Origin of the sequence: Streptomyces sp. NPDC006551 (assembly GCF_040611675.1) — a bacterium.
Taxonomy (GTDB): domain Bacteria; phylum Actinomycetota; class Actinomycetes; order Streptomycetales; family Streptomycetaceae; genus Streptomyces.
In genome coordinates this window covers 445,122-470,574 of the sequence record NZ_JBEXOT010000001.1, presented here as the reverse complement: position 1 = coordinate 470,574, position 25,453 = coordinate 445,122, and the positions used below count along the sequence as shown (strand labels likewise).

37 protein-coding genes and 2 pseudogenes are annotated in these 25,453 nt (G+C 67.7%); 35 read left to right on the top strand and 4 right to left on the bottom strand.

Features of this window, described 5'->3' with window-relative positions; translation table 11 throughout:
* Positions 1-74: 74 nt before the first annotated feature.
* The 3 genes and pseudogenes from ABZY12_RS02115 to ABZY12_RS02105 form a co-directional block, all read right to left on the bottom strand.
* Positions 75-950, bottom strand: a pseudogene (locus ABZY12_RS02115) (RNA repair domain-containing protein); the annotation flags it as partial.
* Between the two features lie 275 nt (positions 951-1,225).
* Positions 1,226-1,363 carry a hypothetical protein gene (locus tag ABZY12_RS02110; protein WP_356886103.1) on the bottom strand — a complete coding sequence of 46 codons (138 nt, stop codon included), beginning with the start codon at positions 1,361-1,363 and terminating at the stop codon, positions 1,226-1,228.
* Between the two features lie 5 nt (positions 1,364-1,368).
* Positions 1,369-2,286: pseudogene (locus ABZY12_RS02105) on the bottom strand (ADP-ribosylglycohydrolase family protein); the annotation flags it as partial.
* A gap of 635 nt (positions 2,287-2,921) precedes the next feature.
* On the opposite strand from ABZY12_RS02105, the gene rpsJ reads away from it, so the two are divergent.
* From rpsJ to truA, 31 genes are all read left to right on the top strand, one after another.
* Complete coding sequence (gene rpsJ / locus ABZY12_RS02100; RefSeq protein ID WP_003948644.1) at positions 2,922-3,230, top strand: 30S ribosomal protein S10; 309 nt, start codon at positions 2,922-2,924, stop codon at positions 3,228-3,230.
* Between the two features lie 13 nt (positions 3,231-3,243).
* Positions 3,244-3,888: a 50S ribosomal protein L3 gene (gene rplC / locus ABZY12_RS02095; protein ID WP_041664123.1), complete on the top strand. Its 645-nt coding sequence runs from the start codon at positions 3,244-3,246 to the stop codon at positions 3,886-3,888.
* A gap of 7 nt (positions 3,889-3,895) precedes the next feature.
* On the top strand, positions 3,896-4,555 hold the full coding sequence (gene rplD, locus ABZY12_RS02090) for a 50S ribosomal protein L4 (protein WP_356886101.1): 660 nt from the start codon (positions 3,896-3,898) through the stop codon (positions 4,553-4,555).
* Positions 4,555-4,878: a 50S ribosomal protein L23 gene (gene rplW / locus ABZY12_RS02085; protein WP_327374685.1), complete on the top strand. Its 324-nt coding sequence runs from the start codon at positions 4,555-4,557 to the stop codon at positions 4,876-4,878. Before rplD ends, rplW begins: the two co-directional genes overlap by 1 nt.
* Positions 4,879-4,917: 39 nt before the next feature.
* A complete protein-coding gene (gene rplB, locus ABZY12_RS02080; RefSeq protein ID WP_356886098.1) occupies positions 4,918-5,754 on the top strand; it encodes a 50S ribosomal protein L2 in 837 nt (278 codons plus the stop codon).
* A gap of 12 nt (positions 5,755-5,766) precedes the next feature.
* Entirely contained in the window at positions 5,767-6,048 is a 282-nt protein-coding gene (gene rpsS, locus ABZY12_RS02075; protein ID WP_015035577.1) for a 30S ribosomal protein S19, read from the top strand.
* A 42-nt stretch (positions 6,049-6,090) separates the two neighbouring features.
* A complete protein-coding gene (gene rplV, locus ABZY12_RS02070; RefSeq protein WP_030208989.1) occupies positions 6,091-6,438 on the top strand; it encodes a 50S ribosomal protein L22 in 348 nt (115 codons plus the stop codon).
* On the top strand, positions 6,438-7,271 hold the full coding sequence (gene rpsC / locus ABZY12_RS02065) for a 30S ribosomal protein S3 (RefSeq protein ID WP_356886096.1): 834 nt from the start codon (positions 6,438-6,440) through the stop codon (positions 7,269-7,271). The genes rplV and rpsC overlap by 1 nt, the downstream gene beginning before the upstream one ends.
* 5 nt (positions 7,272-7,276) lie before the next feature.
* Positions 7,277-7,696, top strand: a complete 420-nt coding sequence (rplP, locus tag ABZY12_RS02060; protein WP_015035580.1) for a 50S ribosomal protein L16 — start codon at positions 7,277-7,279, stop codon at positions 7,694-7,696.
* Complete coding sequence (gene rpmC, locus ABZY12_RS02055) at positions 7,696-7,920, top strand: 50S ribosomal protein L29 (RefSeq protein WP_017239580.1); 225 nt, start codon at positions 7,696-7,698, stop codon at positions 7,918-7,920. The genes rplP and rpmC overlap by 1 nt, the downstream gene beginning before the upstream one ends.
* On the top strand, positions 7,920-8,204 hold the full coding sequence (gene rpsQ, locus ABZY12_RS02050) for a 30S ribosomal protein S17 (protein WP_158989424.1): 285 nt from the start codon (positions 7,920-7,922) through the stop codon (positions 8,202-8,204). Before rpmC ends, rpsQ begins: the two co-directional genes overlap by 1 nt.
* A 99-nt stretch (positions 8,205-8,303) precedes the next feature.
* Positions 8,304-8,672 (top strand): 50S ribosomal protein L14, encoded by a 369-nt coding sequence (gene rplN, locus ABZY12_RS02045; RefSeq protein ID WP_003956455.1) that lies wholly within the window; start codon positions 8,304-8,306, stop codon positions 8,670-8,672.
* 2 nt (positions 8,673-8,674) lie between these two features.
* Positions 8,675-8,986: a 50S ribosomal protein L24 gene (rplX, locus tag ABZY12_RS02040; RefSeq protein ID WP_015035583.1), complete on the top strand. Its 312-nt coding sequence runs from the start codon at positions 8,675-8,677 to the stop codon at positions 8,984-8,986.
* Positions 8,986-9,543, top strand: coding sequence for a 50S ribosomal protein L5 (rplE, locus tag ABZY12_RS02035; RefSeq protein ID WP_260229393.1), 558 nt, complete (start codon positions 8,986-8,988; stop codon positions 9,541-9,543). Before rplX ends, rplE begins: the two co-directional genes overlap by 1 nt.
* A 5-nt stretch (positions 9,544-9,548) precedes the next feature.
* Positions 9,549-9,734: a type Z 30S ribosomal protein S14 gene (locus tag ABZY12_RS02030; protein WP_003948630.1), complete on the top strand. Its 186-nt coding sequence runs from the start codon at positions 9,549-9,551 to the stop codon at positions 9,732-9,734.
* 209 nt (positions 9,735-9,943) lie between these two features.
* A complete protein-coding gene (gene rpsH, locus ABZY12_RS02025; RefSeq protein ID WP_030209003.1) occupies positions 9,944-10,342 on the top strand; it encodes a 30S ribosomal protein S8 in 399 nt (132 codons plus the stop codon).
* Between the two features lie 21 nt (positions 10,343-10,363).
* A complete protein-coding gene (gene rplF, locus ABZY12_RS02020) occupies positions 10,364-10,903 on the top strand; it encodes a 50S ribosomal protein L6 (protein ID WP_356886092.1) in 540 nt (179 codons plus the stop codon).
* Positions 10,904-10,906: 3 nt separating this feature from the next.
* Entirely contained in the window at positions 10,907-11,290 is a 384-nt protein-coding gene (gene rplR, locus ABZY12_RS02015; protein ID WP_351793016.1) for a 50S ribosomal protein L18, read from the top strand.
* Positions 11,291-11,335: 45 nt separating this feature from the next.
* Positions 11,336-11,938: a 30S ribosomal protein S5 gene (rpsE, locus tag ABZY12_RS02010; protein ID WP_015035588.1), complete on the top strand. Its 603-nt coding sequence runs from the start codon at positions 11,336-11,338 to the stop codon at positions 11,936-11,938.
* Positions 11,938-12,120: a 50S ribosomal protein L30 gene (rpmD, locus tag ABZY12_RS02005; protein WP_005313525.1), complete on the top strand. Its 183-nt coding sequence runs from the start codon at positions 11,938-11,940 to the stop codon at positions 12,118-12,120. Before rpsE ends, rpmD begins: the two co-directional genes overlap by 1 nt.
* Before the next feature lies 1 nt (position 12,121).
* Positions 12,122-12,577 carry a 50S ribosomal protein L15 gene (gene rplO / locus ABZY12_RS02000; RefSeq protein ID WP_137993928.1) on the top strand — a complete coding sequence of 152 codons (456 nt, stop codon included), beginning with the start codon at positions 12,122-12,124 and terminating at the stop codon, positions 12,575-12,577.
* Positions 12,578-12,790: 213 nt separating this feature from the next.
* Entirely contained in the window at positions 12,791-14,110 is a 1,320-nt protein-coding gene (secY, locus tag ABZY12_RS01995; RefSeq protein ID WP_356886089.1) for a preprotein translocase subunit SecY, read from the top strand.
* Positions 14,110-14,760 (top strand): adenylate kinase, encoded by a 651-nt coding sequence (locus tag ABZY12_RS01990; RefSeq protein ID WP_356886087.1) that lies wholly within the window; start codon positions 14,110-14,112, stop codon positions 14,758-14,760. Before secY ends, ABZY12_RS01990 begins: the two co-directional genes overlap by 1 nt.
* A gap of 99 nt (positions 14,761-14,859) precedes the next feature.
* Positions 14,860-15,696 (top strand): type I methionyl aminopeptidase, encoded by an 837-nt coding sequence (gene map / locus ABZY12_RS01985; protein ID WP_356886085.1) that lies wholly within the window; start codon positions 14,860-14,862, stop codon positions 15,694-15,696.
* A gap of 172 nt (positions 15,697-15,868) precedes the next feature.
* A complete protein-coding gene (gene infA / locus ABZY12_RS01980; protein ID WP_003956442.1) occupies positions 15,869-16,090 on the top strand; it encodes a translation initiation factor IF-1 in 222 nt (73 codons plus the stop codon).
* A 66-nt stretch (positions 16,091-16,156) separates the two neighbouring features.
* Positions 16,157-16,270, top strand: a complete 114-nt coding sequence (rpmJ, locus tag ABZY12_RS01975) for a 50S ribosomal protein L36 (protein ID WP_003956441.1) — start codon at positions 16,157-16,159, stop codon at positions 16,268-16,270.
* A 189-nt stretch (positions 16,271-16,459) separates the two neighbouring features.
* Positions 16,460-16,840 (top strand): 30S ribosomal protein S13, encoded by a 381-nt coding sequence (rpsM, locus tag ABZY12_RS01970; protein WP_356886083.1) that lies wholly within the window; start codon positions 16,460-16,462, stop codon positions 16,838-16,840.
* 66 nt (positions 16,841-16,906) lie between these two features.
* Positions 16,907-17,311 carry a 30S ribosomal protein S11 gene (gene rpsK, locus ABZY12_RS01965; protein ID WP_003956432.1) on the top strand — a complete coding sequence of 135 codons (405 nt, stop codon included), beginning with the start codon at positions 16,907-16,909 and terminating at the stop codon, positions 17,309-17,311.
* Positions 17,312-17,432: 121 nt separating this feature from the next.
* On the top strand, positions 17,433-18,455 hold the full coding sequence (locus tag ABZY12_RS01960; RefSeq protein ID WP_003956430.1) for a DNA-directed RNA polymerase subunit alpha: 1,023 nt from the start codon (positions 17,433-17,435) through the stop codon (positions 18,453-18,455).
* Between the two features lie 258 nt (positions 18,456-18,713).
* Positions 18,714-19,205 (top strand): 50S ribosomal protein L17, encoded by a 492-nt coding sequence (gene rplQ / locus ABZY12_RS01955; protein WP_356886081.1) that lies wholly within the window; start codon positions 18,714-18,716, stop codon positions 19,203-19,205.
* 80 nt (positions 19,206-19,285) lie between these two features.
* Entirely contained in the window at positions 19,286-20,143 is an 858-nt protein-coding gene (truA, locus tag ABZY12_RS01950) for a tRNA pseudouridine(38-40) synthase TruA (protein WP_356886079.1), read from the top strand.
* On the opposite strand, the gene ABZY12_RS01945 is transcribed toward truA, so the two are convergent.
* Positions 20,114-21,013: a hypothetical protein gene (locus ABZY12_RS01945; RefSeq protein ID WP_356886077.1), complete on the bottom strand. Its 900-nt coding sequence runs from the start codon at positions 21,011-21,013 to the stop codon at positions 20,114-20,116. The genes truA and ABZY12_RS01945 overlap by 30 nt on opposite strands.
* Positions 21,014-21,069: 56 nt before the next feature.
* On the opposite strand from ABZY12_RS01945, the gene ABZY12_RS01940 reads away from it, so the two are divergent.
* The 4 genes from ABZY12_RS01940 (at position 21,070) to glmM (ending at position 25,449) form a co-directional block, all read left to right on the top strand.
* Positions 21,070-22,692, top strand: coding sequence for an ATP-binding cassette domain-containing protein (locus ABZY12_RS01940; RefSeq protein WP_356886075.1), 1,623 nt, complete (start codon positions 21,070-21,072; stop codon positions 22,690-22,692).
* Positions 22,693-22,911: 219 nt separating this feature from the next.
* Positions 22,912-23,355 (top strand): 50S ribosomal protein L13, encoded by a 444-nt coding sequence (gene rplM, locus ABZY12_RS01935; RefSeq protein WP_260229383.1) that lies wholly within the window; start codon positions 22,912-22,914, stop codon positions 23,353-23,355.
* Positions 23,356-23,397: 42 nt separating this feature from the next.
* Entirely contained in the window at positions 23,398-23,916 is a 519-nt protein-coding gene (rpsI, locus tag ABZY12_RS01930) for a 30S ribosomal protein S9 (protein WP_260229382.1), read from the top strand.
* A 174-nt stretch (positions 23,917-24,090) separates the two neighbouring features.
* Positions 24,091-25,449: a phosphoglucosamine mutase gene (gene glmM, locus ABZY12_RS01925; protein ID WP_356886072.1), complete on the top strand. Its 1,359-nt coding sequence runs from the start codon at positions 24,091-24,093 to the stop codon at positions 25,447-25,449.
* Positions 25,450-25,453: the final 4 nt, after the last annotated feature.

Genomic DNA, 25,453 nt, shown 5'->3' with positions numbered 1-25,453 from the left:
TGGTAGACGGATTTCCGGTACCGGAGGTTGTGCGGGAAGTCGCACGTCCGACGGATTCATTCAGGGTCGGGTGCGGACCACCGCACCTCGCCCGTCCCGAGCCGCACCCTCGCCCGCACGCGCATCGGCCCGTCGCCCCGGCGCGAGAGCAGGACCAGCTCGGTGACCCGCGCCGTCACCGCCCCGAGCAGCGCGTCGGCCTTCGACGCGAGGCGGTGCGGGTCCCGCGTGCGGCCGAGGGAGAGGTGCGGGGTGAAGCCTCCGCCCCGGTGGCCTCCGCAGAGGGGGAAGCGGCTCTCCAGGGCGTCCCGCAGCCGGACCCAGGGCTCCTCTCCGGCCGCCGCGGGATCGAGCCAGACCGTGGCGTCCTCGCGATGGCCGAACCAGTGCACGCCCTCCAGCCGGGCCCTGAACGGCGGCGACCCGGCCGCGGCCACGGCCACCAGCGGGGCCGCCCTCCGGAACTCGGGCTCCGGGACGAACCCGAAGAGCACGTTGACGTGCGGCGGCCAGCGGTGGATCTGGCGGTCGTGCTCGCGGCGGATGTGCTGGATCGGGGGCCACAGCTCGGACGGCGGGATCCAGGCCACGGCCGTACGGTTCGTCGGCGCGACGGCCAGGATCTCCGTGGGGTCGGCCACCCCCTCCCGTCCGACGCCCGCCCCCTCCCGCTCGTCGGCCACCGCCTCACCGAGCCGGTGCACCCACTCCCGCCCCGCGGCCACCGCCTCACCGAGCCGGTCCACCCCTGTCGCCCGGTCCCAGACGACCTCACCGTCGACCTCGAAGAACACCACCCGGTGCCAGGGGATCTCCCCACCCGGTACGAAGTCGGGCAACGCCATCCGCTTCGGCGCCGCCCCGCGCTCGGCGATCCCCATCACGAAGCGCTCCGGATCGAGGCGGGGATCCCACAGCACCCGGTGGTAGATCTCGTCACTCGTGTGCACGCCGTGCGACTGCCCGAAGCACGGCGCCCCAGTCCCCAGGACCGGACGGGGTCGTGGTCAGGGGTTCGCCGTCAGGGTCTCGTCGGCAGTGCCCGGAGGAGGGTCAGCTCGCGGAGGTGCGAGGTGTCCAGCTCGGCCAGGGAGGCGGTGACGCCGTCCAGGAGGACGACCTGACCGTTGTTGTTGTGGGCGTAGACGAGGTTTCCGGTCGCCTCCTGACCGTCGGCCTCACGGCGTACCCACCCGGCTGCGGGAGGGCCCGGCAGGACAGCAAGTCAGGCCGTGTCGGTCTCGTACACCGGGCGCGGCACGGCGAGCTCGACGAGCCCGCCGTAGACCGCGCGGAGCCAGGCGGTCGCCTGGTGGGTGGGGTGCGGCGCCCCGGCCTGGGCCGGGTGCGCCTCGGTCTCCATGCGTTTCACCTCGGTACGCAGTCCCAGGCTTGGCTCAGGGTGCGGATGCGGTCGCGGTATTCCAGTACCTCGGTCCACTCGTGCAGCCAGTAGCGGGTGCCGTGTTCGGCCCCGGCGAACGCGCCGGCGAGGGCGGCGATGGAGTCGGAATCCCCTGACGAGTGCGCTCCTCGCATGATCGATCCGCGGGCATCGCCGTTGACGAGGAGGAAGCAGTACAGGGCCGCTGCCAGGGCTTCCTCGGCGACCCAGCCGGGTCCGACGGCCTCGCTGGGGTCCCTGTCCACGGTCGGCTCGCGCAGGGCCTCGGTCACCTTGTCCAGGGCGCGCAGGCATTCGTCCCACCCGAACGCGATGTACGACGCGGGGTCCGGAGACCCTGCCTTGCGCCACAGGTCTCCGAGCCAGTCGGAGTGATAGTTGCGCCGCGACTCCTGGGCGTACGCGCGCAGTTGGGGAAGGAGATCGTCCATGGCGCCGTGGAGGATGAGCCAGACGGCATGGGCTGTCAGATCACTCGCGGCGAGCGCGGTCGGGTGGCCGTGCGTCATGGCTGCCTGGAGCTGTGCGACGCCCGAGCGCTGCTCGGCTGTCAGGCCGGGTACGAGGGCGACCGGGGCCACGCGCATGTTCGCGCCACAGCCCTTGGAGCACATGACCGTGGCGTCCTGCCAGGGGAGGCCACGTTCCAGGGCGGCGCAGGCGTTCAGGCAGGTCTGACCAGGTGCGCGGTTGTTGTCCGGGGAGCGCAGCCAGGCGACGAGGTGCCGGCGCAGGGCAGGCTCGACCTGGGCAGGGGTGACGGACTGTGCTGCTCCCCAGGCCCCTTCTGTCTCCCGGGGACTCGTGGTGATGTCCGCCAGGGCTTCCCCGACGGCCAGCGTCATCGGGGTGTCATCGGTGACCCGCACGGCGTCGCCGCGGACGGGTTCGCTGCTTTGCGCAGCGTATTCCGGAGGTCCCCCCCGTCTGAGTCACGGGACCGTGGTCCGAGGTGTGCGGAGGGGCCGTCCGCTTGATGAAGCGGAACTGTCCCCTTTGCTCCCGGCATGTCGTGCGGGCGCGCACGAGGACGGTGCGTGCGCCGCGTGGGAGGCCGGTGGAGCGGCCGGGGAGGTCCATGCCCGGCTGTCCGGCGGCGGGGTGGGGGCGTGTCGCACCCCAGGTTTGATCTCCGTCACGTCCGGGGTACTCTCTTCGGCCCGATTGGCCACCACCGCGTCCCGTATGGCAGACTGTCGGGGTTGCTCGGTTGAGTGCCGATGCTGCGCGCCTCCCGTCGGGAGGACCGGAAGCGAGTCCCACAGTACTCGTCGCTCCTTCTCAGGAGCGGACGTACGGGAATCTTCCGGGAAGCGTCAGCGGGGTGCCGACCAGGCACTCGGTGGGTGTTCTGCCCCCGGCTCGCGGTTCTGGGACCGCACCCCCTTGGTTGGGAGATCCTTAGGGATTTCTGCGTAGAGGGAGTGCGACACGCCCGACCGCGTGGGTCGGAGGCAGAGTTACGAGAACCCCCGAGTCCAGAGCGTTAACCAAGACAAAGGACTACTGAGTAGCCATGGCGGGACAGAAGATCCGCATCCGGCTCAAGGCCTACGACCACGAGGTCATCGACTCCTCGGCGAAGAAGATCGTCGAGACGGTGACGCGCACTGGTGCGTCGGTCGCGGGCCCGGTGCCGCTGCCCACTGAGAAGAACGTGTACTGCGTCATCAAGTCGCCGCACAAGTACAAGGACTCGCGCGAGCACTTCGAGATGCGCACGCACAAGCGCCTCATCGACATCCTCGACCCCACGCCGAAGACGGTTGACTCGCTCATGCGCCTCGACCTGCCGGCCGGCGTCGACATCGAGATCAAGCTCTGAGGTGACGCGCGAGATGGCTAAGAACATCAAGGGCATCCTGGGCGAGAAGCTCGGCATGACGCAGGTCTGGGACGAGAACAACCGGGTCGTCCCGGTGACCGTCGTCAAGGCCGGTCCGAATGTCGTGACCCAGGTGCGTACGAACGACATCGACGGCTACGAGTCGGTCCAGATCGCCTTCGGCGAGATCGACCCTCGCAAGGTGAACAAGCCCCTCAAGGGTCACTTCGCCAAGGCCGACGTCACCCCGCGCCGCCACCTGGTGGAGCTCCGCACCGCTGACGCCTCCGAGTACACGCTCGGCCAGGAGATCACCGCCGAGGTCTTCGAGGCCGGCGTGAAGGTCGACGTCACCGGCAAGAGCAAGGGCAAGGGCTTCGCCGGTGTCATGAAGCGTCATAACTTCCGTGGTGGCAAGGCTTCGCACGGTGCCCACCGCGTGCACCGCAAGCCTGGTTCCATCGGTGGTTGTGCCACCCCCGGCCGTGTCTTCAAGGGCATGCGCATGGCGGGTCGCATGGGCAACGAGCGGGTCACCACCCAGAACCTGACCGTCCACGCCGTTGACGCCGAGAAGGGTCTGCTGCTCATCAAGGGCGCCGTCCCCGGCCCGAACGGTGGCCTCGTCCTGGTCCGCACCGCGGCCAAGGGGGTTTGAGGAACCGATGAGCACCATTGACATCCTTTCGCCGGCAGGCGACAAGGCCGGGACCGTCGAGCTCCCCACGGAGATCTTCGGCGCCAAGATCAGCATCCCGCTGATCCACCAGGTCGTCGTCGCGCAGCTGGCCGCTGCCCGCCAGGGCACGCACAAGACCAAGAGCCGTGGCGAAGTCCGTGGCGGTGGCCGCAAGCCTTACCGCCAGAAGGGCACCGGCCGCGCGCGTCAGGGTTCGACCCGTGCGCCGCAGTTCGCCGGCGGTGGCGTCGTCCACGGCCCCGTGCCGCGTGACTACTCCCAGCGCACCCCGAAGAAGATGAAGGCCGCCGCCCTGCGCGGTGCCCTCTCCGACCGGGCGAACCACTCCCGTATCCACGTCGTCACCGGCGTGGTCGAGGGTGACATCTCCACCAAGGCCGCCAAGACGCTGTTCGGCAAGATCTCGGAGCGCAAGAACCTGCTCCTGGTCGCCGAGCGCTCGGACGAGACTGCGTGGCTCTCCGCCCGCAACCTGCCCCAGGTGCACATCCTGGAGCCGGGCCAGCTGAACACGTACGACGTGATGCGATCCGACGACGTGGTCTTCACCCAGGCCGCTCTCGAGTCCTTCGTGTCTGGCGCTGCGAAGTCGTCGGCTGCTGAGACCGAAGGGAGCGAGGCCTGATGTCCGAGGCCACGATCACCAGCAAGACCTTCACGGACCCGCGCGACGTTCTCGTCAAGCCGGTTGTCTCCGAGAAGAGCTACGCCCTGCTGGACGAGAACAAGTACACGTTCATCGTCGCGCCCGGCTCCAACAAGACCCAGATCAAGCAGGCCGTCGAGGCGGTCTTCTCGGTCAAGGTCACCGGGGTCAACACGATCAACCGCCAGGGCAAGCGCAAGCGCACCCGCACCGGTTTCGGCAAGCGCGCCAACACCAAGCGCGCCATCGTGACCCTTGCTGAGGGCGACCGTATCGACATCTTCGGCGGCCCGACCGCCTGACGGCGGTCGAGTCGTCCGGAATCGGACGAGGACTGAGAAATGGGAATCCGCAAGTACAAGCCGACTACGCCGGGCCGCCGTGGCTCCTCCGTAGCCGACTTCGTCGAGATCACGCGGTCCACGCCGGAGAAGTCGCTGGTCCGCCCCCTGCACAGCAAGGGCGGCCGTAACAACACCGGTCGTGTGACCGTCCGTCACCAGGGCGGTGGCCACAAGCGTGCCTACCGCGTGATCGACTTCCGTCGTCACGACAAGGACGGCGTGCCGGCCAAGGTCGCTCACATCGAGTACGACCCGAACCGCACCGCGCGCATCGCGCTGCTCCACTACGCGGACGGCGAGAAGCGCTACATCATCGCCCCGCGTGGCCTTTCGCAGGGCGACCGGGTCGAGAACGGCCCCGGCGCCGACATCAAGCCCGGCAACAACCTGGCCCTCCGCAACATCCCGGTCGGTACCACGATCCACGCGATCGAGCTCCGTCCCGGCGGTGGCGCCAAGTTCGCCCGTTCCGCGGGTGCCTCCGTGCAGCTGCTGGCGAAGGAGGGCACGATGGCCCACCTTCGTATGCCGTCCGGTGAGATCCGTCTCGTCGACGCCCGCTGCCGCGCCACCATCGGTGAGGTCGGCAACGCCGAGCAGTCGAACATCAACTGGGGCAAGGCCGGCCGCAAGCGCTGGCTGGGCGTTCGCCCGACCGTTCGCGGTGTGGCGATGAACCCGGTTGACCACCCGCACGGTGGTGGTGAGGGCAAGACCTCCGGTGGTCGCCACCCGGTCTCCCCGTGGGGTCAGAAGGAGGGTCGTACTCGCTCGCCGAAGAAGGCTTCGAGCAAGTACATCGTCCGCCGCCGCAAGACGAACAAGAAGCGCTAGGAGCGGGTTTAGATGCCGCGCAGTCTCAAGAAGGGACCCTTCGTTGACGGCCACCTCGTGAAGAAGGTGGACGCTCAGAACGAAGCCGGTACCAAGAACGTCATCAAGACCTGGTCCCGTCGCTCGATGATCATCCCGGCCATGCTCGGCCACACGATCGCGGTGCACAACGGCAAGACCCACATTCCGGTGTTTGTCACCGAGTCGATGGTCGGCCACAAGCTCGGCGAGTTCTCGCCGACGCGCACCTTCCGGGGTCACGTGAAGGACGACCGGAAGTCGAAGCGCCGCTAGTAGCGGGGTGGAATGACCATGACAGACACTGGAAGGACAACCATGGAAGCCAGGGCCCAGGCGCGGTACATCCGCGTCACGCCCATGAAGGCCCGCCGCGTGGTGGACCTTATCCGTGGCATGGACGCCACGGAGGCTCAGGCGGTCCTGCGTTTCGCCCCGCAGGCCGCGAGCGTGCCGGTCGGCAAGGTGCTTGACAGCGCCATTGCCAACGCCGCGCACAACTACGACCACAGTGACGCCTCTTCGCTGTACATCAGCGAGGCGTACGTGGATGAGGGCCCGACCCTGAAGCGGTTCCGTCCGCGTGCTCAGGGCCGTGCCTACCGGATCCGTAAGCGGACCAGCCACATCACTGTGGTCGTCAGCAGCAAGGAAGGAACCCGGTAATGGGCCAGAAGGTTAACCCGCATGGGTTCCGGCTCGGCATCACCACGGACTTCAAGTCCCGCTGGTACGCCGACAAGCTGTACAAGGACTACGTCAAGGAAGACGTCGCCATCCGCCGGATGATGACGTCCGGCATGGAGCGCGCCGGTATCTCGAAGGTTGAGATCGAGCGCACCCGTGACCGCGTGCGGGTGGACATCCACACCGCTCGTCCGGGCATCGTCATCGGCCGCCGTGGCGCCGAGGCCGACCGCATCCGCGGCGACCTCGAGAAGCTCACGGGCAAGCAGGTCCAGCTGAACATCCTCGAGGTCAAGAACCCCGAGATGGACGCTCAGCTGGTTGCGCAGGCCGTTGCCGAGCAGCTCTCCTCCCGCGTCTCCTTCCGTCGCGCCATGCGTAAGAGCATGCAGGGCACGATGAAGGCCGGCGCCAAGGGCATCAAGATCCAGTGCGGCGGTCGCCTCGGCGGCGCCGAGATGTCCCGCTCGGAGTTCTACCGCGAGGGCCGCGTGCCCCTGCACACGCTCCGCGCGAACGTCGACTACGGCTTCTTCGAGGCCAAGACGACCTTCGGCCGCATCGGCGTGAAGGTCTGGATCTACAAGGGCGACGTCAAGAACATCGCCGAGGTCCGCGCCGAGAACGCCGCTGCCCGCGCCGGCAACCGTCCGGCCCGCGGTGGCGCTGAGCGCCCCGCCGGCCGTGGTGGCCGCGGTGGCGAGCGTGGCGGTCGCGGTCGCAAGCCGCAGCAGTCGGCTCCTGCCGCCGAGGCCCCCAAGGCCGAGGCTGCCGCCGCTGCTCCGGCTGAGAGCACCGGAACGGAGGCCTGACCGAAATGCTGATCCCCCGTAGGGTCAAGCACCGCAAGCAGCACCACCCGAAGCGCAGCGGTATGTCCAAGGGTGGTACGCAGGTTGCGTTCGGCGAGTACGGCATTCAGGCCCTCACTCCGGCGTACGTGACCAACCGCCAGATCGAGGCGGCCCGTATCGCGATGACCCGCCACATCAAGCGTGGCGGCAAGGTCTGGATCAACATCTACCCGGACCGCCCGCTGACCAAGAAGCCTGCCGAGACCCGCATGGGTTCCGGTAAGGGTTCGCCGGAGTGGTGGATCGCGAACGTCAAGCCCGGTCGGGTGATGTTCGAGCTGTCCTACCCGAACGAGAAGATCGCGCGTGAGGCCCTGACTCGTGCCGCCCACAAGCTGCCGATGAAGTGCAAGATCGTCAAGCGCGAGGCAGGTGAGCTGTGATGTCGGCCGGTACCAAGGCGTCCGAGCTGCGCGAGCTGGGCAACGAGGAGCTTCTCAACAAGCTTCGCGAGGCCAAGGAAGAGCTGTTCAACCTCCGCTTCCAGGCGGCGACGGGCCAGCTCGAGAACCACGGTCGGCTCAAGTCCGTCCGTAAGGACATCGCCCGGATCTACACCCTGATGCGTGAGCGCGAGCTGGGCATCGAGACGGTGGAGAACGCCTGATGAGCGAGAACAATGTGACTGAGCAGAAGACCGAGCGCAACGCCCGCAAGGTCCGTGAGGGCCTGGTCGTCAGCGACAAGATGGACAAGACCGTCGTCGTCGCCGTCGAGGACCGCGTCAAGCACGCGCTGTACGGCAAGGTCATCCGCCGTACGAACAAGCTCAAGGCTCACGACGAGCAGAACGCTGCCGGCGTCGGCGACCGCGTCCTCCTGATGGAGACCCGGAAGCTGTCGGCCTCGAAGCACTGGCGCGTCGTCGAGATCCTCGAGAAGGCCAAGTAATCACTTGAAGGGGTAACCCTTCGAGTTCGTTCCGCCAGGCTCGGCAGGGGTTGAGCGATCAACCCCTGCCGGGAACCGGCAGACAATCAGGAGATAGACGTGATCCAGCAGGAGTCGCGACTGCGTGTCGCCGACAACACTGGTGCCAAGGAGATCCTTTGCATCCGTGTTCTCGGTGGCTCCGGTCGCCGCTACGCGGGCATCGGTGACGTCATCGTCGCCACCGTCAAGGACGCGATCCCCGGTGGCAACGTGAAGAAGGGTGACGTCGTCAAGGCGGTCATCGTTCGCACCGTCAAGGAGCGCCGCCGCCAGGACGGCTCGTACATCCGCTTCGACGAGAACGCCGCTGTCATTCTCAAGAACGACGGCGACCCTCGCGGCACCCGTATCTTCGGCCCCGTGGGCCGTGAGCTGCGCGAGAAGAAGTTCATGAAGATCATCTCGCTCGCGCCGGAGGTGCTGTAAGCATGAAGATCAAGAAGGGCGACCTGGTCCAGGTCATCACCGGTAAGGACAAGGGCAAGCAGGGCAAGGTCATCACGGCCTTCCCCCGCGAGAACCGCGTCCTGGTCGAGGGTGTCAACCGGGTCAAGAAGCACACCAAGGCCGGCCCGTCGCAGGCCGGTGGCATCGTCACGACCGAGGCGCCGGTCCACGTCTCCAACGTCCAGCTGGTCGTTGAGAAGGACGGCAAGAAGGTCGTCACGCGCGTCGGTTACCGCTTCGACGACGAGGGCAACAAGATCCGCGTTGCCAAGCGGACGGGTGAGGACATCTGATGGCTACCACCACCACTCCGCGTCTCAAGACGAAGTACCGCGAGGAGATCGCGGGCAAGCTGCGTGAGGAGTTCTCGTACGAGAACGTCATGCAGATCCCCGGTCTCGTCAAGGTCGTGGTCAACATGGGTGTGGGCGACGCCGCCCGCGACTCCAAGCTGATCGAGGGCGCCATCCGCGACCTCACCACGATCACCGGTCAGAAGCCGGCCGTCACCAAGGCTCGCAAGTCCATCGCGCAGTTCAAGCTGCGCGAGGGCCAGCCGATCGGTGCGCACGTCACCCTCCGTGGCGACCGCATGTGGGAGTTCCTGGACCGCACCCTGTCGCTCGCGCTTCCGCGCATCCGCGACTTCCGTGGTCTGTCCCCCAAGCAGTTCGACGGGCGTGGCAACTACACCTTCGGTCTCACGGAGCAGGTCATGTTCCACGAGATCGACCAGGACAAGATCGACCGTGTCCGGGGTATGGACATCACCGTGGTGACCACGGCGACCAACGACGCTGAGGGCCGTGCCCTTCTCCGTCACCTCGGCTTCCCGTTCAAGGAGGCGTAAGCGAGATGGCGAAGAAGGCTCTCATCGCGAAGGCTGCCCGCAAGCCCAAGTTCGGCGTGCGCGGCTACACGCGCTGCCAGCGCTGTGGTCGTCCCCACTCCGTGTACCGCAAGTTCGGCCTGTGCCGCGTGTGCCTTCGTGAGATGGCTCACCGTGGCGAGCTGCCGGGCGTGACCAAGAGCTCCTGGTAATCCCCGTAATTCAGGGATAACCGGAGTCTCTCGGTAAGCAGAGGGTTGGCGGAGGCCCACCCCTCCATGGCTTAGGCTGGGAGGGTTGGGCGTCCGCCGCCCGTACGACTTACTACGCCGTAGGTCCCCGCGCCGCACCCGTCCCGCCCCTGTGTGGGGAGAGGGATGGCGCACTGGAAACCCCGGCGAGAGAGGCCGAAGGCCAATTCATGACCATGACTGATCCGATCGCGGACATGCTGACTCGTCTGCGTAACGCGAACTCGGCATACCACGACACCGTGACGATGCCGCACAGCAAGATCAAGTCTCACATCGCGGAAATCCTCCAGCAGGAGGGCTTCATCACGGGCTGGAAGGTCGAGGACGCCGAGGTCGGCAAGAACCTCGTCCTCGAGCTCAAGTTCGGTCCGAACCGTGAGCGCTCCATCGCGGGCATCAAGCGGATCTCGAAGCCGGGCCTCCGGGTTTACGCGAAGTCCACCAACCTGCCGAAGGTCCTCGGCGGCCTGGGCGTGGCGATCATCTCCACGTCCCACGGTCTCCTGACCGGCCAGCAGGCAGGCAAGAAGGGCGTAGGTGGGGAAGTCCTCGCCTACGTCTGGTAGTCGGGAACGGAGGAATAGCTAATGTCGCGTATTGGCAAGCTGCCTATCCAGGTTCCCGCCGGCGTGGACGTCACCATCGATGGCCGCACGGTCACGGTGAAGGGTTCCAAGGGCACCCTGAGCCACACCGTCGCCGCGCCGATCGAGATCGTTAAGGGCGAGGACGGCGTTCTCAACGTCACCCGTCCGAACGACGAGCGTCAGAACAAGGCCCTTCACGGCCTGTCCCGCACGCTGGTGGCCAACATGATCACCGGTGTGACCCAGGGTTACGTGAAGGCGCTCGAGATCAGCGGTGTCGGTTACCGCGTGGCCGCGAAGGGCTCCAACCTGGAGTTCCAGCTCGGCTACAGCCACCCGATCCTGATCGAGGCGCCCGAGGGCATCTCGTTCAAGGTCGAGTCGCCGACCAAGTTCTCGGTCGAGGGCATCGACAAGCAGAAGGTCGGCGAGGTCGCGGCGAACATCCGCAAGCTGCGGAAGCCCGACCCGTACAAGGCCAAGGGCGTCAAGTACGCCGGCGAGGTCATCCGCCGCAAGGTCGGAAAGGCTGGTAAGTAAGCCATGGCATACGGTGTGAAGATCGCCAAGGGCGACGCTTACAAGCGTGCGGCCAAGGCCCGCCGTCACATTCGCATCCGCAAGAACGTGTCGGGTACGGCGGAGCGTCCGCGCCTCGTCGTGACGCGTTCCAACCGCGGTATCACCGCTCAGGTCATCGACGACCTCAAGGGTCACACCCTTGCGTCCGCGTCGAACCTGGACGCGTCGATCCGCGGTGGCGAGGGTGACAAGTCGGCGCAGGCCAAGCAGGTCGGCGCTCTCGTCGCCGAGCGCGCCAAGGCCGCGGGTGTCGAGACTGTCGTGTTCGACCGTGGTGGCAACAGGTACGCCGGGCGCATTGCCGCTCTGGCTGACGCCGCCCGCGAAGCCGGGCTGAAGTTCTAAGCCCCGGTTCCGGGACTAACGGACGTAACAGAGAGAGGTAATCCAATGGCTGGACCCCAGCGCCGCGGAAGCGGTGCCGGTGGCGGCGAGCGGCGGGACCGGAAGGGCCGCGACGGTGGCGCTGCCGCCGAGAAGACCGCGTACGTTGAGCGCGTTGTCGCGATCAACCGCGTCGCCAAGGTTGTCAAGGGTGGTCGTCGCTTCAGCTTCACCGCGCTGGTCGTGGTGGGCGACGGTGACGGCACCGTAGGTGTCGGTTACGGCAAGGCCAAGGAAGTTCCCGCGGCCATCGCCAAGGGTGTCGAGGAAGCCAAGAAGAACTTCTTCAAGGTTCCGCGCATCCAGGGCACCATCCCTCACCCGATCCAGGGCGAGAAGGCCGCGGGCGTCGTCCTGCTCAAGCCGGCTTCCCCCGGTACCGGTGTTATCGCCGGTGGCCCGGTGCGTGCCGTGCTCGAGTGCGCCGGCGTTCACGACATCCTGTCGAAGTCGCTCGGCTCCGACAACGCGATCAACATCGTGCACGCGACCGTGGAGGCCCTGAAGGGCCTGCAGCGTCCCGAGGAGATCGCGGCTCGCCGTGGTCTGCCCCTCGAGGACGTCGCCCCCGCGGCTCTGCTCCGTGCGCGTGCGGGAGCGGGTGCGTAATGGCTCGCCTCAAGATCACGCAGACGAAGTCGTACATCGGCAGCAAGCAGAACCACCGCGACACGCTGCGTTCGCTCGGGCTCAAGCGCCTGAACGACGTGGTCGTCAAGGAGGACCGCCCCGAGTTCCGCGGAATGGTGCACACCGTCCGCCACCTCGTGACGGTCGAGGAGGTCGACTGACATGGCGGAGAACAACCCGCTGAAGGTCCACAACCTCCGTCCCGCCCCGGGCGCCAAGACCGCCAAGACCCGTGTGGGTCGTGGTGAGGCGTCGAAGGGTAAGACGGCCGGTCGTGGTACGAAGGGCACCAAGGCCCGTTACCAGGTTCCGGAGCGCTTCGAGGGTGGGCAGATGCCCCTCCACATGCGTCTCCCGAAGCTCAAGGGCTTCAAGAACCCGTTCCGCACCGAGTACCAGGTCGTGAACCTGGACAAGCTGGCCGCGCTCTACCCGCAGGGTGGCGAGGTCACGGTGGCCGATCTGGTCGCCAAGGGTGCGGTTCGTAAGAACCAGCTCGTCAAGGTGCTCGGCACCGGCGAGGTCTCCGTGGCGCTGCAGGTGACGGTCGACGCCGTCTCCGGCTCCGCCAAGGAGAAGATCGCCGCTGCCGGCGGCACCGTCACCGAGCTCGTCTGAGACGACTCGATGGCTTGAACATCCGACCGGGGATGCCTCTCAAAAGGGGCATCCCCGGTTGGTCGTTCCTAGGGGGGCACACTCGCCGGTAAGGTGGCGTGCACTGTCTAGGCTCCGTGCGGTATGCCCGCACGGTTTTCGTGACCGTTACCTATTCGTCGAACCTCAAGACCGTCACCTCATGCGCATGGCGCGGGGGTCGCAGGAGGCACCGTGCTCACCGCGTTCGCCCGGGCGTTCAAGACGCCCGACCTGCGCAAGAAGCTGCTCTTCACGCTCGGCATCATCGTGCTGTACCGGCTCGGGGCACACATCCCCGTGCCCGGCGTCAGCTACGAGGCCGTCCAGCAGTGTGTCGACCAGGCGAGCCAGGGGAACAACTCCCTGTTCGGCCTGGTGAACATGTTCAGCGGCGGGGCGCTGCTGCAGATCACCATCTTCGCGCTCGGCATCATGCCGTACATCACGGCGAGCATCATCCTGCAGCTGCTGACCGTCGTGATCCCGCGTCTGGAAGCCCTGAAGAAGGAGGGGCAGTCCGGCACGGCGAAGATCACTCAGTACACGCGCTACCTGACGATCGCGCTCGCCATCCTCCAGGGCACCGGACTCGTGGCGACCGCCCGCACGGGTGCGCTCTTCAGCGGCTGCACGGTGGCCAACCAGGTCGTTCCCGACCAGTCCATCTTCGTGACCGTGACCATGGTCATCACGATGACCGCCGGTACCGCCGTCGTCATGTGGCTCGGTGAGCTCATCACCGACCGCGGCATCGGCAACGGCATGTCGATCCTGATGTTCATCTCGATCGCCGCCGGCTTCCCGGGCGCCCTGTGGGCCATCAAGGAGAGCGGCAAGCTCGCCAAGGGCTGGATCGAGTTCGGCACCGTCATCCTGATCGGATTCGTGATGGTGGCCCTCGTCGTCTTCGTCGAGCAGGCCCAGCGCCGGATCCCGGTGCAGTACGCGAAGCGGATGATCGGCCGCAGGTCCTACGGCGGAACGTCCACTTATATCCCGCTCAAGGTGAACCAGGCGGGTGTGATTCCCGTCATCTTCGCCTCGTCGCTGCTCTACATCCCGGCCTTGATCGCTCAGTTCTCCAGCTCCACCGCGGGCTGGAAGACCTGGATCGAAGCCCACTTCGTCAAGGGTGACCACCCCTACTACATCGCTACGTACTTCCTCCTGATCGTGTTCTTCGCCTTCTTCTACGTGGCGATCTCGTTCAACCCCGAGGAAGTCGCGGACAACATGAAGAAGTATGGTGGCTTCATCCCGGGTATCCGGGCTGGTCGACCTACTGCCGAGTATCTGAGCTTCGTGCTCAACCGGATCACTTGGCCGGGCTCGCTGTATCTGGGTCTGATCGCTCTTGTGCCGACGATGGCGTTGGCAGGCTTCGGCGGTGCCAATGCCAACTTCCCCTTCGGCGGGACGAGCATCCTCATCATCGTGGGTGTGGGGCTGGAGACCGTGAAGCAGATCGAGAGCCAGCTCCAGCAGCGCAATTACGAAGGGTTCCTCCGCTGATGCGAATCGTCCTCGTCGGACCGCCCGGGGCCGGCAAGGGTACGCAGGCCGCGTTCCTTGCCAAGAACCTGGACATCCCGCACATCTCCACGGGTGACCTGTTCCGCGCCAACATCAGTCAGGGCACGGAGCTGGGTCTGAAGGCCAAGGCGTTCATGGACGCCGGTGACCTGGTACCCGACGAGGTGACCATCGGCATGGCCAAGGACCGCATGGAGCAGTCGGACGCCGCGAACGGCTTCCTGCTCGACGGCTTCCCGCGCAACGTGGCCCAGGCCGAGGCGCTGGACGTGGTCCTCAAGGCCGAGGACATGCAGCTGGACGCGGTCCTGGACCTGGAGGTCCCCGAGGACGAGGTCGTGAAGCGGATCGCGGGCCGCCGCATCTGCCGCAACGACAGCGCGCACGTCTTCCACGTGACGTACACCCCGCCGAAGGCCGAGGGCGTGTGTGACGTGTGCGGCGGCGAGCTCTACCAGCGCGACGACGACTCCGAGGAGACCGTCCGCCGGCGCCTGGAGGTCTACCACACCCAGACCGAGCCGATCATCGACTACTACCGGGCGCAGAACCTGGTCGTGACGATCTCGGCGCTCGGCAAGGTGGACGAGGTCACCGGACGCGCGATGGCGGCGCTGAAGAAGAGCTGACCCCCACGGTTCGTGCGATACGGCCGCGGTGCCCCTCAGGGGCGCCGCGGCCGTATCGTTGTTCTGTCTCCCGTACTCGATGGAAAGGCCCCGGCCACGATGGTGCAGATCAAGACCCCCGAGCAGATCGCGAAGATGCGCGAGGCGGGCCTGGTCGTCGCCGCCATCCATGCGGCGACCCGTGAGGCGGCCGTGCCGGGCGCCACGACGAAGGACCTGGACGAGGTCGCGCGGAAGGTGATCGCGGACCACGGGGCGAAGTCGAACTTCCTGGGGTACGGCGGCTTCCCCGCGACGATCTGCACCTCGGTGAACGAGGTCGTCGTCCACGGCATCCCGGACGAGAAGACGGTCCTCAAGGACGGGGACATCATCTCGATCGACTGCGGCGCGATCATCGACGGCTGGCACGGGGACGCGGCGTACACGGCGTTCGTGGGCACGGGGCACGCCCCGGAGCTGATCGAGCTCTCGCGGGTGACCGAGGAGTCGATGTGGGCCGGCATCGCCGCGATGAAGAACGGCAACCGGCTGGTGGACATCTCCCGCGCGATCGAGACGTACATCCGCCGTCAGCCGAAGCCGGGCGGCGGCAAGTACGGCATCGTCGAGGACTACGGCGGCCACGGCATCGGCACCGAGATGCACATGGACCCGCACCTGCTGAACTACGTCTCCCGCAAGCGCGGCAAGGGTCCGAAGCTGGTCCCGGGCTTCTGTCTGGCGATCGAGCCGATGGTGTCGCTGGGCACGCCGCGCACGGAGGTCCTGGCGGACGACTGGACGGTCATCACGACCGACGGCACCTGGTCCTCGCACTGGGAGCACTCCGTGGCCCTCACGGAGGACGGACCGCTGGTCCTGACGGCCCCTGACGGCGGTAAGGCGAAGCTGGCGGAGCTGGGCGTCACCGCGGCGCCCGATCCGCTGGCGTAGCGGCCCGAACCGCCGCGTGGCTCCTTGCGTAGGGATCTTCCCGGGTGGGCACACTTCCTGGATTCGTCTTTTCCAAGGGCCTGACGTAGACTGATGCGTCGGCTCTCGTGTACCCGTGTGTCCGCATACGGGGGCGAGAGTCGATCAAGGTAGCCGATTCGAAAGGCGAAGCGTGGCCAAGAAGCAAGGTGCCATCGAAATCGAGGGCACCGTGATCGAGTCCCTCCCGAACGCCATGTTCAAGGTGGAGCTCCAGAACGGTCACAAGGTCCTCGCGCACATCTCCGGCAAGATGCGGATGCACTACATCCGAATCCTTCCGGACGACCGGGTCGTCGTGGAGCTCTCTCCGTACGACCTGACGCGTGGCCGGATCGTCTACCGGTACAAGTAGATCTTGCCCGCACCCCGCATCTTCCGTGCGCGGGTGGTGGCACTGACCCGGAGAACCTCACATCCCATGAAGGTCAAGCCGAGCGTCAAGAAGATCTGCGACAAGTGCAAGGTGATCCGCCGTCACGGCCGGGTCATGGTCATCTGCGACAACCTGCGCCACAAGCAGCGCCAGGGCTGACGCACGCCGACCGACCTGCACCTCCGCAGTTCTTCGCGCGACGCAAGCAAACGTACATACGCAGAGCCCGTCGGGCCGTGTTCCACGGCTGACGGCACCTCCGGCGGGGGCCGGGGACCCGTTCCGTACCTCATACGGCGTGGCGGGAGCGGCTTTGCGGAAGACCCCCGAACACACAGGAGCCATTGAATGGCACGCGTTTCCGGTGTTGACATCCCGCGCGAAAAGCGTGTGGAGATCGCACTCACCTACGTCTTCGGTATCGGGCGCACCCGGTCCAAGGAGATCCTCGACTCCACCGGCGTGAACCCGAACACCCGCGTTCGTGACCTGGCCGAAGAGGACCTGGTCAAGATCCGCGAGTACGTGGACGCCAACCTCCGGACCGAGGGTGACCTCCGCCGCGAGATCCAGGCCGACATCCGCCGCAAGGTCGAGATCGGCTGCTACCAGGGTCTGCGTCACCGTCGTGGCCTTCCGGTCCACGGCCAGCGCACCAGCACGAACGCCCGTACCCGCAAGGGCCCGCGTCGCGCCATCGCCGGCAAGAAGAAGCCGGGCAAGAAGTAGTCCTCAGCGGACGCTTGACCACACGGTCTTCGCTGTAGGACCGACCACCTCCCGTAGGAGATATAGATGCCCCCCAAGGGTCGTCAGGGCGCTGCCAAGAAGGTGCGCCGCAAGGAAAAGAAGAACGTCGCTCACGGCCACGCGCACATCAAGAGCACGTTCAACAACACGATCGTCTCGATCACGGACCCCTCGGGCAACGTGATCTCCTGGGCCTCCGCCGGCCACGTCGGCTTCAAGGGCTCGCGCAAGTCGACCCCGTTCGCCGCGCAGATGGCCGCCGAGTCGGCCGCTCGCCGCGCGCAGGAGCACGGCATGCGCAAGGTCGACGTCTTCGTCAAGGGTCCGGGCTCCGGCCGCGAGACCGCGATCCGCTCCCTCCAGGCCACGGGCCTCGAGGTCGGTTCGATCCAGGACGTCACCCCCACGCCGCACAACGGCTGCCGTCCGCCGAAGCGTCGTCGCGTCTGACGCACGACCGGCAACGGTCTGAGGTACTGGGCGGTACGGCTCTTCGGAGGCGTGCCGCCCGTACCCTTGCAGTACCTCGGGACATCAAATAGTGGGTGTCCATGACTGAAGGATTCACATCATGCTGATCGCTCAGCGTCCCTCGCTGACCGAAGAGGTCGTCGACGAGTACCGCTCGCGGTTCGTCATCGAGCCCCTGGAGCCGGGCTTCGGCTACACGCTCGGCAACAGCCTCCGTCGTACGCTCCTCTCCTCGATCCCGGGTGCGGCCGTCACGTCCATCCGTATCGACGGTGTCCTGCACGAGTTCACCACCGTGCCGGGCGTCAAGGAGGACGTCACCGACCTCATCCTGAACATCAAGCAGCTGGTCGTCTCCTCGGAGCACGACGAGCCGGTCGTGATGTACCTGCGCAAGCAGGGCCCCGGCCTGGTCACCGCTGCCGACATCGCCCCGCCGGCCGGTGTCGAGGTGCACAACCCCGACCTGGTGCTCGCCACGCTCAACGGCAAGGGCAAGCTGGAGATGGAGCTGACCGTCGAGCGCGGTCGCGGCTACGTCTCCGCCGTGCAGAACAAGCAGGTGGGCCAGGAGATCGGCCGTATCCCGGTCGACTCCATCTACTCGCCGGTGCTCAAGGTCACGTACAAGGTCGAGGCGACCCGTGTCGAGCAGCGCACCGACTTCGACAAGCTGATCGTCGACGTCGAGACCAAGCAGGCCATGCGCCCGCGTGACGCCATGGCGTCCGCCGGCAAGACCCTGGTCGAGCTGTTCGGTCTGGCGCGCGAGCTCAACATCGACGCCGAGGGCATCGACATGGGCCCGTCCCCGACGGACGCCGCCCTCGCCGCCGACCTGGCGCTGCCGATCGAGGAGCTCGAGCTCACCGTTCGTTCGTACAACTGCCTCAAGCGTGAGGGCATCCACTCCGTGGGTGAGCTCGTGGCGCGCTCCGAGGCCGACCTGCTCGACATCCGCAACTTCGGTGCGAAGTCGATCGACGAGGTCAAGGCGAAGCTGGCCGGCATGGGCCTGGCCCTGAAGGACAGCCCGCCCGGATTCGACCCGACCGCCGCCGCCGACGCCTTCGGCGCCGACGACGACGCGGACGCGGGCTTCGTCGAGACCGAGCAGTACTAGTCCCTCCGCCGGCGGGACCGGACCCCTCCGGGGCTCCGGCCCCGCCGCGGTGGACGACCCCCGGGGGCTCCGCCCCCGGGACCCCGGGCTTTCGGCCGGGGGACCGCGCAGCGGCCTGTCGGCCGCGCGCCGCACGACTTCCGGGCCTCGCGGCCCGGGTATTCCGGGCTTGCCCGGATCTCCGTCGGGCAGACCCGCCCGTGCGGACACTGACATCGGTACCTCATACGGCCGGTGCAGATCACAAGGAGAAACACCATGCCGCGTCCCGCCAAGGGTGCCCGTCTCGGTGGCAGCGCCGCTCACGAGCGTCTGCTGCTCGCCAACCTGGCGAAGTCCCTCTTCGAGCACGGCCGCATCACGACGACCGAGGCCAAGGCCCGCCGCCTGCGTCCGGTCGCCGAGCGCCTGATCACCAAGGCGAAGAAGGGCGACATCCACAACCGTCGCCTGGTGCTGCAGACGATCACCGACAAGGGCGTCGTCCACACCCTCTTCACCGAGATCGCGCCGCGCTACTCCGAGCGCCCGGGTGGCTACACCCGTATCACCAAGATCGGCAACCGTCGTGGCGACAACGCCCCGATGGCCGTGATCGAGCTGGTCGAGGGCGAGATCGCCAAGAAGGCGACCGTCGCCGAGGCCGAGGCCGCCACCAAGCGTGCGGTCAAGGAGGACGAGGCCAAGGTCGAGGAGACCAAGGCCGAGGACGCCGCCGAGGCTCCGGCCGAGGAGTCGAAGGACGCCTGAGCGTTCTGACTGTCTCGTGTGCGGGCCCGTACCCCTCGGGGTGCGGGCCCGTTCCCGTGTTCTTGAGAGGATGACCCCGCGTGAGCGACGACGTGCAGGACGGATTCGTACGCATCCGGCTCGACCTGTCCTACGACGGCAAGGACTTCTCCGGCTGGGCCAAGCAGGCCCGCGGGCAGCGGACCGTCCAGGGTGACATCGAGGACGCCCTGAAGACCGTCACCCGGTCCAAGGAGACGTACGAGCTGACCGTCGCCGGCCGCACCGACGCGGGGGTGCACGCCCGCGGCCAGGTCGCCCACGTCGATCTGCCCGTCGAGCTGTGGGCCGAGCACCGGGACAAGCTGCTGCGGCGGCTCGCCGGGCGCCTCTCGCACGACGTACGGGTCTGGCGGCTGACCGAGGCCCCCAGCGGCTTCAACGCGCGCTTCTCCGCCGTCTGGCGCCGCTACGCCTACCGCGTCACCGACAACCCCGGCGGCGTCGACCCGCTCCTGCGCGGCCATGTCCTGTGGCACGACTGGACCCTCGACATGGACGCCATGAACGCCGCGGCCGAGCGTCTCGTCGGCGAGCACGACTTCGCGGCCTACTGCAAGAAGCGCGACGGCGCCACCACCATCCGTACGCTCCAGGAGCTGCGCTGGGAGCGGCGGCCCGGCGGCATCCTGGAGGCGACCGTCAAGGCGGACGCCTTCTGCCACAACATGGTCCGCTCGCTGGTCGGCGCGCTGCTGTTCGTCGGTGACGGACACCGGCCGGTGGACTGGCCGGCGAAGGTCCTGGCGGCGGGCGTACGGGACTCGGCCGTGCACGTCGTCCGCCCGCACGGCCTCACCCTCGAAGAGGTCGGCTACCCGGCCGACGAGCTCCTGGCCGCCCGCAATCTGGAGGCCAGGAACAAGCGGTCACTCCCCGGGAGCGCCGGCTGCTGCTGAGGCCTGGGTGCGGCCGCGGGCGTAGATCTGGTTGAACGCGAAGGTGCCGAGGTCGTCGCTGACCTGGTAGACGGCCTTGTCCGCCGTGGTGACCTTCGTGCCGTCGGTGAAGCCGGCCTGGGTGAAGTAGGCGTACCGGCCGATCGAGTTCGAGCGGCGCAGACAGACGGTCGCGCGGCAGAAGTCGGCCACGCCCGAGCCGGCGAGCGGGGCGATGCCGCCGTCGGCCTGCTGCTTCGCCTTCAGGGCCTCGGCCTCGGTGGAGAAGACGGCCACGCCGACGGTGATGGCGACCCCGTCCTTCACGTACGTGGCGCGCAGTACCCGGTCGCAGCCGTTCTTCCGCAGGATGGAGCCGAGCGGTGCCTGTGTGACGCTCGCGCAGTCCGTCGTGGAGGAGGTCGCGCCCTTCTTGTAGGCGCGGCCGCTCATGGTGAGCTTCTTGCCCGGGAAGAGGCCCTCGGCGCTGAGCGGTGCCTTGTCCTTCGTCTCGTTCGAGATGAAGTCCTTGGGGTCGGGCGGGGGCGGCGGCGCCACGGAGGAGAACGTCGGGGTGGGCGTGAGGGAGTCATCGGGGCCGGCGGAGTCGGTCGGGGTGACCGAGCCGTTCTTGGCCGTGTCGTCGCTCCTGCCGCCGCTCACGATCGCGGTGGCGACGATCGCGCCGACCACGAGGACCGCGAGCGCGCCGCCGCCGAAGATCATCCGGCGCTTGCGGCGGCTACGGGCCGCCGAGGCTTCCGCGAGCGCGCTCCAGTCCGGTGTGTCCGGCGCGTGCGCGCCGGGAAACGGGTTGGGCTGCTGCTGTCCGTACGGCTGCCCGCCGTGCTGCTGCGGCTCCTGCGGCCACTGCGGTCCCCCAAAGCTCATGCCGCGCATCCTAATCCGGTTGGGAGACAGGGGCGTCGGCGGCGACAATGCACTCCATGGGACATGTCGAGGCCGCGCATCTGGAGTACTACCTTCCGGACGGGAGGGTGCTCCTCGCCGACGCCTCCTTCCGGGTGGGGGAGGGCGCCGTGGTCGCCCTGGTCGGGGCCAACGGCGCCGGGAAGACGACGCTGCTCCGGATGATCGCCGGTGAGCTGCAGCCGCACGGCGGCACGGTCACCGTCAGCGGCGGACTCGGGGTGATGCCGCAGTTCGTCGGCTCGGTGCGGGATGACCGTACGGTCCGTGACCTGCTGGTCTCCGTCGCCCAGCCCCGTATCCGCGAGGCGGCGAAGGCGGTCGACGAGGCCGAGCACCTGATCATGACCGTGGACGACGAGGCCGCGCAGATGGCGTACGCGCAGGCGCTCAGCGACTGGGCCGAGGTCCAGGGGTACGAGGCCGAGACCCTCTGGGACATGTGCACGATGGCGGCCCTGGGCGTCCCGTACGAGAAGGCGCAGTTCCGCGAGGTGCGCACGCTCAGCGGCGGTGAGCAGAAGCGGCTGGTCCTGGAGTCCCTGCTGCGGGGCACCGACGAGGTGCTGCTGCTCGACGAGCCGGACAACTACCTCGACGTCCCCGGCAAGCGGTGGCTGGAGGAGCGGCTGCGGGAGACCCGTAAGACCGTGCTCTTCATCTCCCACGACCGGGAACTCCTCGCCCGCGCCGCCCAGAAGATCGTCGCTGTCGAGCCGGGCCCGGCCGGGTCGGACGTCTGGGTGCACGGCGGTGGCTTCGAGACCTTCCACGAGGCGCGGCGGGAGCGGTTCGCCCGCTTCGAGGAGCTGAAGCGGCGCTGGGAGGAGAAGCACGCGCAGCTGAAGAAGCTGGTGATCAATCTGCGGCAGGCGGCGGCGGTCAGCCACGAGATGGCGTCGCGCTACGCGGCCGCGCAGACGCGGCTGCGGAAGTTCGAGGAGGCCGGCCCGCCGCCGGAGCCGCCGCGCGAGCAGGACATCCGGATGCGGCTGCGCGGCGGCCGTACCGGTGTGCGGGCGGTGACCTGCGAAAACCTTGAGCTGACCGGTCTGATGAAGCCGTTCTCGCTGGAGATCTTCTACGGCGAGCGGGTCGCCGTCCTCGGCTCGAACGGGTCGGGCAAGTCACACTTCCTGCGTCTGCTCGCCGGTGACCCGTCGGTGGCGCACACGGGGACGTGGAAGCTGGGCGCGCGGGTCGTGCCGGGCCACTTCGCCCAGACCCACGCGCACCCGGAGCTGCAGGGGAGGTCCCTGGTGGACATCCTCTGGTCGGAGCACGCCAAGGACCGGGGCGGCGCGATGTCGGTCCTGCGCCGCTACGAACTGGAGGGCCAGGGCGACCAGCCCTTCGAGAAGCTCTCCGGTGGCCAGCAGGCCCGCTTCCAGATCCTGCTCCTGGAGCTGTCGGGGACGACGGCCCTGCTGCTCGACGAGCCGACGGACAACCTGGACCTGGAGTCGGCGGAGGCCCTCCAGGACGGCCTGGAGGCGTACGACGGCACGGTCCTGGCGGTCACGCACGACCGCTGGTTCGCGAAGACCTTCGACCGGTACCTGGTCTTCGGCTCGGACGGGGTCGTACGGGAGACGCCGGAGCCGGTGTGGGACGAGCGGCGGGTGGAGCGGGCGCGGTAGGGGCGGCGCGTTTTGACCCGTCCGAGGTGGCGCGGGTACTGTTGCGGTTTGTTATGCGTATCGGCTTCGTCGTTCTCACGCGAAGGGCCCTTACGCAGGTTCCCTGGAGCAGTTACCAGTGGCTCGCATACGGGCAGTGTCCCGGCAGTGCAGGCCCCAGCTGCATGATCGCTTCAGGTGTGTCTGGACTCCATCCACTGAAGAAGCGAAGGCTACGAAGTGCGTACGTACAGCCCCAAGCCCGGCGATGTCACTCGCCAGTGGCACATCATCGACGCGCAGGACGTTGTCCTGGGCCGTCTGGCGACGACGGCTGCGAACCTCCTCCGGGGTAAGCACAAGCCCGTCTACGCGCCCCACATGGACATGGGCGACTTCGTCATCATCATCAACGCTGACAAGGTCCACCTGTCCGGCAACAAGAAGACCCAGAAGCTGGCGTACCGCCACTCCGGTTTCCCGGGTGGTCTGCGCTCCGTCCGTTACGACGAGCTGCTGGAGAAGAACCCCGAGAAGGCCGTCGAGAAGGCCATCAAGGGCATGATCCCCAAGAACACCCTCGGCCGTCAGATGCTCTCGAAGCTGAAGGTCTACGCGGGCGAGAACCACCCGCACGCTGCTCAGCAGCCGGTCCCGTTCGAGATCACCCAGGTCGCGCAGTAGTTCCGGCCACCCCCTAAGACGAAAAGAAATCTGAGGAGCATCGTGGCCGAGACCACTGTTGAGAACCCCATCGAGGGCGAGGAGACCTACGCCGAGGTCACCACCTTCGAGTCCGAGGTCCCCGTCGAGGGTGAGTACACCTCCGAGTCCCTGGCGTCCCGCTTCGGCGACCCGCAGCCGGCCGCCGGCCTGGGCCGTCGCAAGAACGCCATCGCCCGCGTCCGGATCGTTCCGGGCACCGGCAAGTGGAAGATCAACGGTCGCACCCTCGAGGACTACTTCCCGAACAAGGTGCACCAGCAGGAAGTCAACGAGCCCTTCAAGGTGCTCGAGCTCGACAACCGCTACGACGTCATCGCCCGCATCGCGGGTGGCGGCGTCTCCGGCCAGGCCGGCGCCCTGCGTCTCGGCGTGGCCCGCGCGCTGAACGAGGCGGACGTGGAGAACAACCGCGGCCCGCTGAAGAAGGCCGGCTTCCTCTCCCGCGACGACCGTGCGGTCGAGCGCAAGAAGGCCGGTCTCAAGAAGGCCCGCAAGGCCCCGCAGTACAGCAAGCGCTAATCGCCTGCTCGGTCTGCTTTGTACGTACGCCCCGGCGGCACTGTCCGTGCTGCCGGGGCGTACGTTTTTTCATCACCTTGGGCACTTCTGGGCGGCGTCGGTATGGAAACGGGCATCAGCCGGTCAGAGGATCTGCACGGGATCGCATTTTCGGAGCAGTTTCGGAGGACAGTTGTGGGACGACTCTTCGGCACGGACGGCGTGCGCGGTGTGGCCAACGCGGATCTGACGGCGGAGCTCGCGCTCGGCCTGTCGGTCGCCGCGGCGCATGTGCTCGCCGAGGCGGGAACCTTTGAAGGTCATCGGCCGACCGCGGTGGTCGGGCGGGACCCGCGTGCGTCGGGAGAGTTCCTGGAGGCCGCCGTCGTGGCGGGCCTCGCGAGCGCGGGTGTGGACGTGCTGCGCGTCGGCGTGCTGCCCACCCCCGCCGTGGCCTATCTCACCGGAGCGCTCGGCGCCGACCTCGGCGTGATGCTCTCCGCGAGCCACAACGCCATGCCCGACAACGGCATCAAGTTCTTCGCCCGCGGCGGCCACAAGCTCGCGGACGAGCTGGAGGACCGGATCGAGTCCGTCTACGAGGAGCACCGCACCGGTGCCCCGTGGGAGCGGCCGACCGGCGCGGGTGTCGGACGGGTCCGTGACTACGACGAGGGCTTCGACAAGTACGTCGCCCACCTCATCGCCGTCCTGCCGAACCGGCTCGACGGACTGAAGGTCGTCCTCGACGAGGCGCACGGCGCCGCGGCGCGCGTGTCGCCCGAGGCGTTCTCGCGGGCCGGTGCCCAGGTCGTCACGATCGGCGCCGCCCCGGACGGCCTGAACATCAACGACGGCTGCGGCTCGACCCACCTGGAGCTGCTCAAGGCCGCCGTCGTCGAGCACGGCGCGGACTTCGGCATCGCCCACGACGGCGACGCGGACCGCTGCCTCGCGGTCGACGCGGCCGGCGACGAGGTCGACGGCGACCAGATCCTCGCGGTGCTCGCGCTCGCCATGCGTGAGGCGGGCACCCTGCGCGGCGACACCGTCGTCGGGACCGTGATGTCCAACCTCGGCTTCAAGCTCGCCATGGAGCGGGAGGGGCTGCGCGTGGTCCAGACGGCGGTAGGCGACCGGTACGTCCTCGAGGCCATGAAGGAGCACGGGTACGCGCTCGGCGGCGAGCAGTCCGGCCATGTGATCGTGCTCGACCACGCGACCACCGGCGACGGCACGCTGACCGGCCTGATGCTGGCTGCCCGGGTCGCGGCCACGGGCAAGTCGCTGGCGGAGCTGGCCTCCGTGATGGAGCGGCTGCCGCAGGTCCTCATCAACGTGCCCGACGTCGACAAGTCGCGGGTGACGACCTCGGCGGAGCTGGCCGGCGCGGTCACCGAGGCCGAGCGGGAGCTGGGCGACACCGGCCGCGTACTGCTGCGTTCCTCCGGCACGGAGCCGCTGGTACGCGTGATGGTGGAGGCCGCCGACATCGAGCAGGCCCGCGCGGTGGCGGGCCGCCTGGCGGACGTGGTGAAGTCGGCGCTCGGCTGACCTC

Bases quoted from the DNA above. Each gene is read 5' to 3' on its own strand.
- map (WP_356886085.1), top strand. From the start codon at position 14,860: ATGGTGCAGATCAAGACCCCCGAGCAGATCGCGAAGATGCGCGAGGCG.
- ABZY12_RS01960 (WP_003956430.1), top strand. From the start codon at position 17,433: ATGCTGATCGCTCAGCGTCCCTCGCTGACCGAAGAGGTCGTCGACGAG.
- rpmD (WP_005313525.1), top strand. From the start codon at position 11,938: ATGGCTCGCCTCAAGATCACGCAGACGAAGTCGTACATCGGCAGCAAG.
- rplF (WP_356886092.1), top strand. From the start codon at position 10,364: ATGTCGCGTATTGGCAAGCTGCCTATCCAGGTTCCCGCCGGCGTGGAC.
- rpsJ (WP_003948644.1), top strand. From the start codon at position 2,922: ATGGCGGGACAGAAGATCCGCATCCGGCTCAAGGCCTACGACCACGAG.
- rplQ (WP_356886081.1), top strand. From the start codon at position 18,714: ATGCCGCGTCCCGCCAAGGGTGCCCGTCTCGGTGGCAGCGCCGCTCAC.
- ABZY12_RS01940 (WP_356886075.1), top strand. From the start codon at position 21,070: ATGGGACATGTCGAGGCCGCGCATCTGGAGTACTACCTTCCGGACGGG.
- rpsE (WP_015035588.1), top strand. From the start codon at position 11,336: ATGGCTGGACCCCAGCGCCGCGGAAGCGGTGCCGGTGGCGGCGAGCGG.
- rplO (WP_137993928.1), top strand. From the start codon at position 12,122: ATGGCGGAGAACAACCCGCTGAAGGTCCACAACCTCCGTCCCGCCCCG.
- rpsS (WP_015035577.1), top strand. From the start codon at position 5,767: ATGCCGCGCAGTCTCAAGAAGGGACCCTTCGTTGACGGCCACCTCGTG.
- ABZY12_RS02110 (WP_356886103.1), bottom strand. From the start codon at position 1,363: ATGGAGACCGAGGCGCACCCGGCCCAGGCCGGGGCGCCGCACCCCACC.
- rplW (WP_327374685.1), top strand. From the start codon at position 4,555: ATGTCCGAGGCCACGATCACCAGCAAGACCTTCACGGACCCGCGCGAC.
- rpsM (WP_356886083.1), top strand. From the start codon at position 16,460: ATGGCACGCGTTTCCGGTGTTGACATCCCGCGCGAAAAGCGTGTGGAG.
- ABZY12_RS01990 (WP_356886087.1), top strand. From the start codon at position 14,110: ATGCGAATCGTCCTCGTCGGACCGCCCGGGGCCGGCAAGGGTACGCAG.
- rplE (WP_260229393.1), top strand. From the start codon at position 8,986: ATGGCTACCACCACCACTCCGCGTCTCAAGACGAAGTACCGCGAGGAG.
- rpsQ (WP_158989424.1), top strand. From the start codon at position 7,920: ATGAGCGAGAACAATGTGACTGAGCAGAAGACCGAGCGCAACGCCCGC.
- rplV (WP_030208989.1), top strand. From the start codon at position 6,091: ATGGAAGCCAGGGCCCAGGCGCGGTACATCCGCGTCACGCCCATGAAG.
- rplB (WP_356886098.1), top strand. From the start codon at position 4,918: ATGGGAATCCGCAAGTACAAGCCGACTACGCCGGGCCGCCGTGGCTCC.
- rplR (WP_351793016.1), top strand. From the start codon at position 10,907: ATGGCATACGGTGTGAAGATCGCCAAGGGCGACGCTTACAAGCGTGCG.
- rpsH (WP_030209003.1), top strand. From the start codon at position 9,944: ATGACCATGACTGATCCGATCGCGGACATGCTGACTCGTCTGCGTAAC.
- ABZY12_RS01945 (WP_356886077.1), bottom strand. From the start codon at position 21,013: ATGAGCTTTGGGGGACCGCAGTGGCCGCAGGAGCCGCAGCAGCACGGC.
- rplX (WP_015035583.1), top strand. From the start codon at position 8,675: ATGAAGATCAAGAAGGGCGACCTGGTCCAGGTCATCACCGGTAAGGAC.
- rplD (WP_356886101.1), top strand. From the start codon at position 3,896: ATGAGCACCATTGACATCCTTTCGCCGGCAGGCGACAAGGCCGGGACC.
- rplC (WP_041664123.1), top strand. From the start codon at position 3,244: ATGGCTAAGAACATCAAGGGCATCCTGGGCGAGAAGCTCGGCATGACG.
- ABZY12_RS02030 (WP_003948630.1), top strand. From the start codon at position 9,549: ATGGCGAAGAAGGCTCTCATCGCGAAGGCTGCCCGCAAGCCCAAGTTC.
- rpsC (WP_356886096.1), top strand. From the start codon at position 6,438: ATGGGCCAGAAGGTTAACCCGCATGGGTTCCGGCTCGGCATCACCACG.
- rpmC (WP_017239580.1), top strand. From the start codon at position 7,696: ATGTCGGCCGGTACCAAGGCGTCCGAGCTGCGCGAGCTGGGCAACGAG.
- rpsK (WP_003956432.1), top strand. From the start codon at position 16,907: ATGCCCCCCAAGGGTCGTCAGGGCGCTGCCAAGAAGGTGCGCCGCAAG.
- rplP (WP_015035580.1), top strand. From the start codon at position 7,277: ATGCTGATCCCCCGTAGGGTCAAGCACCGCAAGCAGCACCACCCGAAG.
- rpmJ (WP_003956441.1), top strand. From the start codon at position 16,157: ATGAAGGTCAAGCCGAGCGTCAAGAAGATCTGCGACAAGTGCAAGGTG.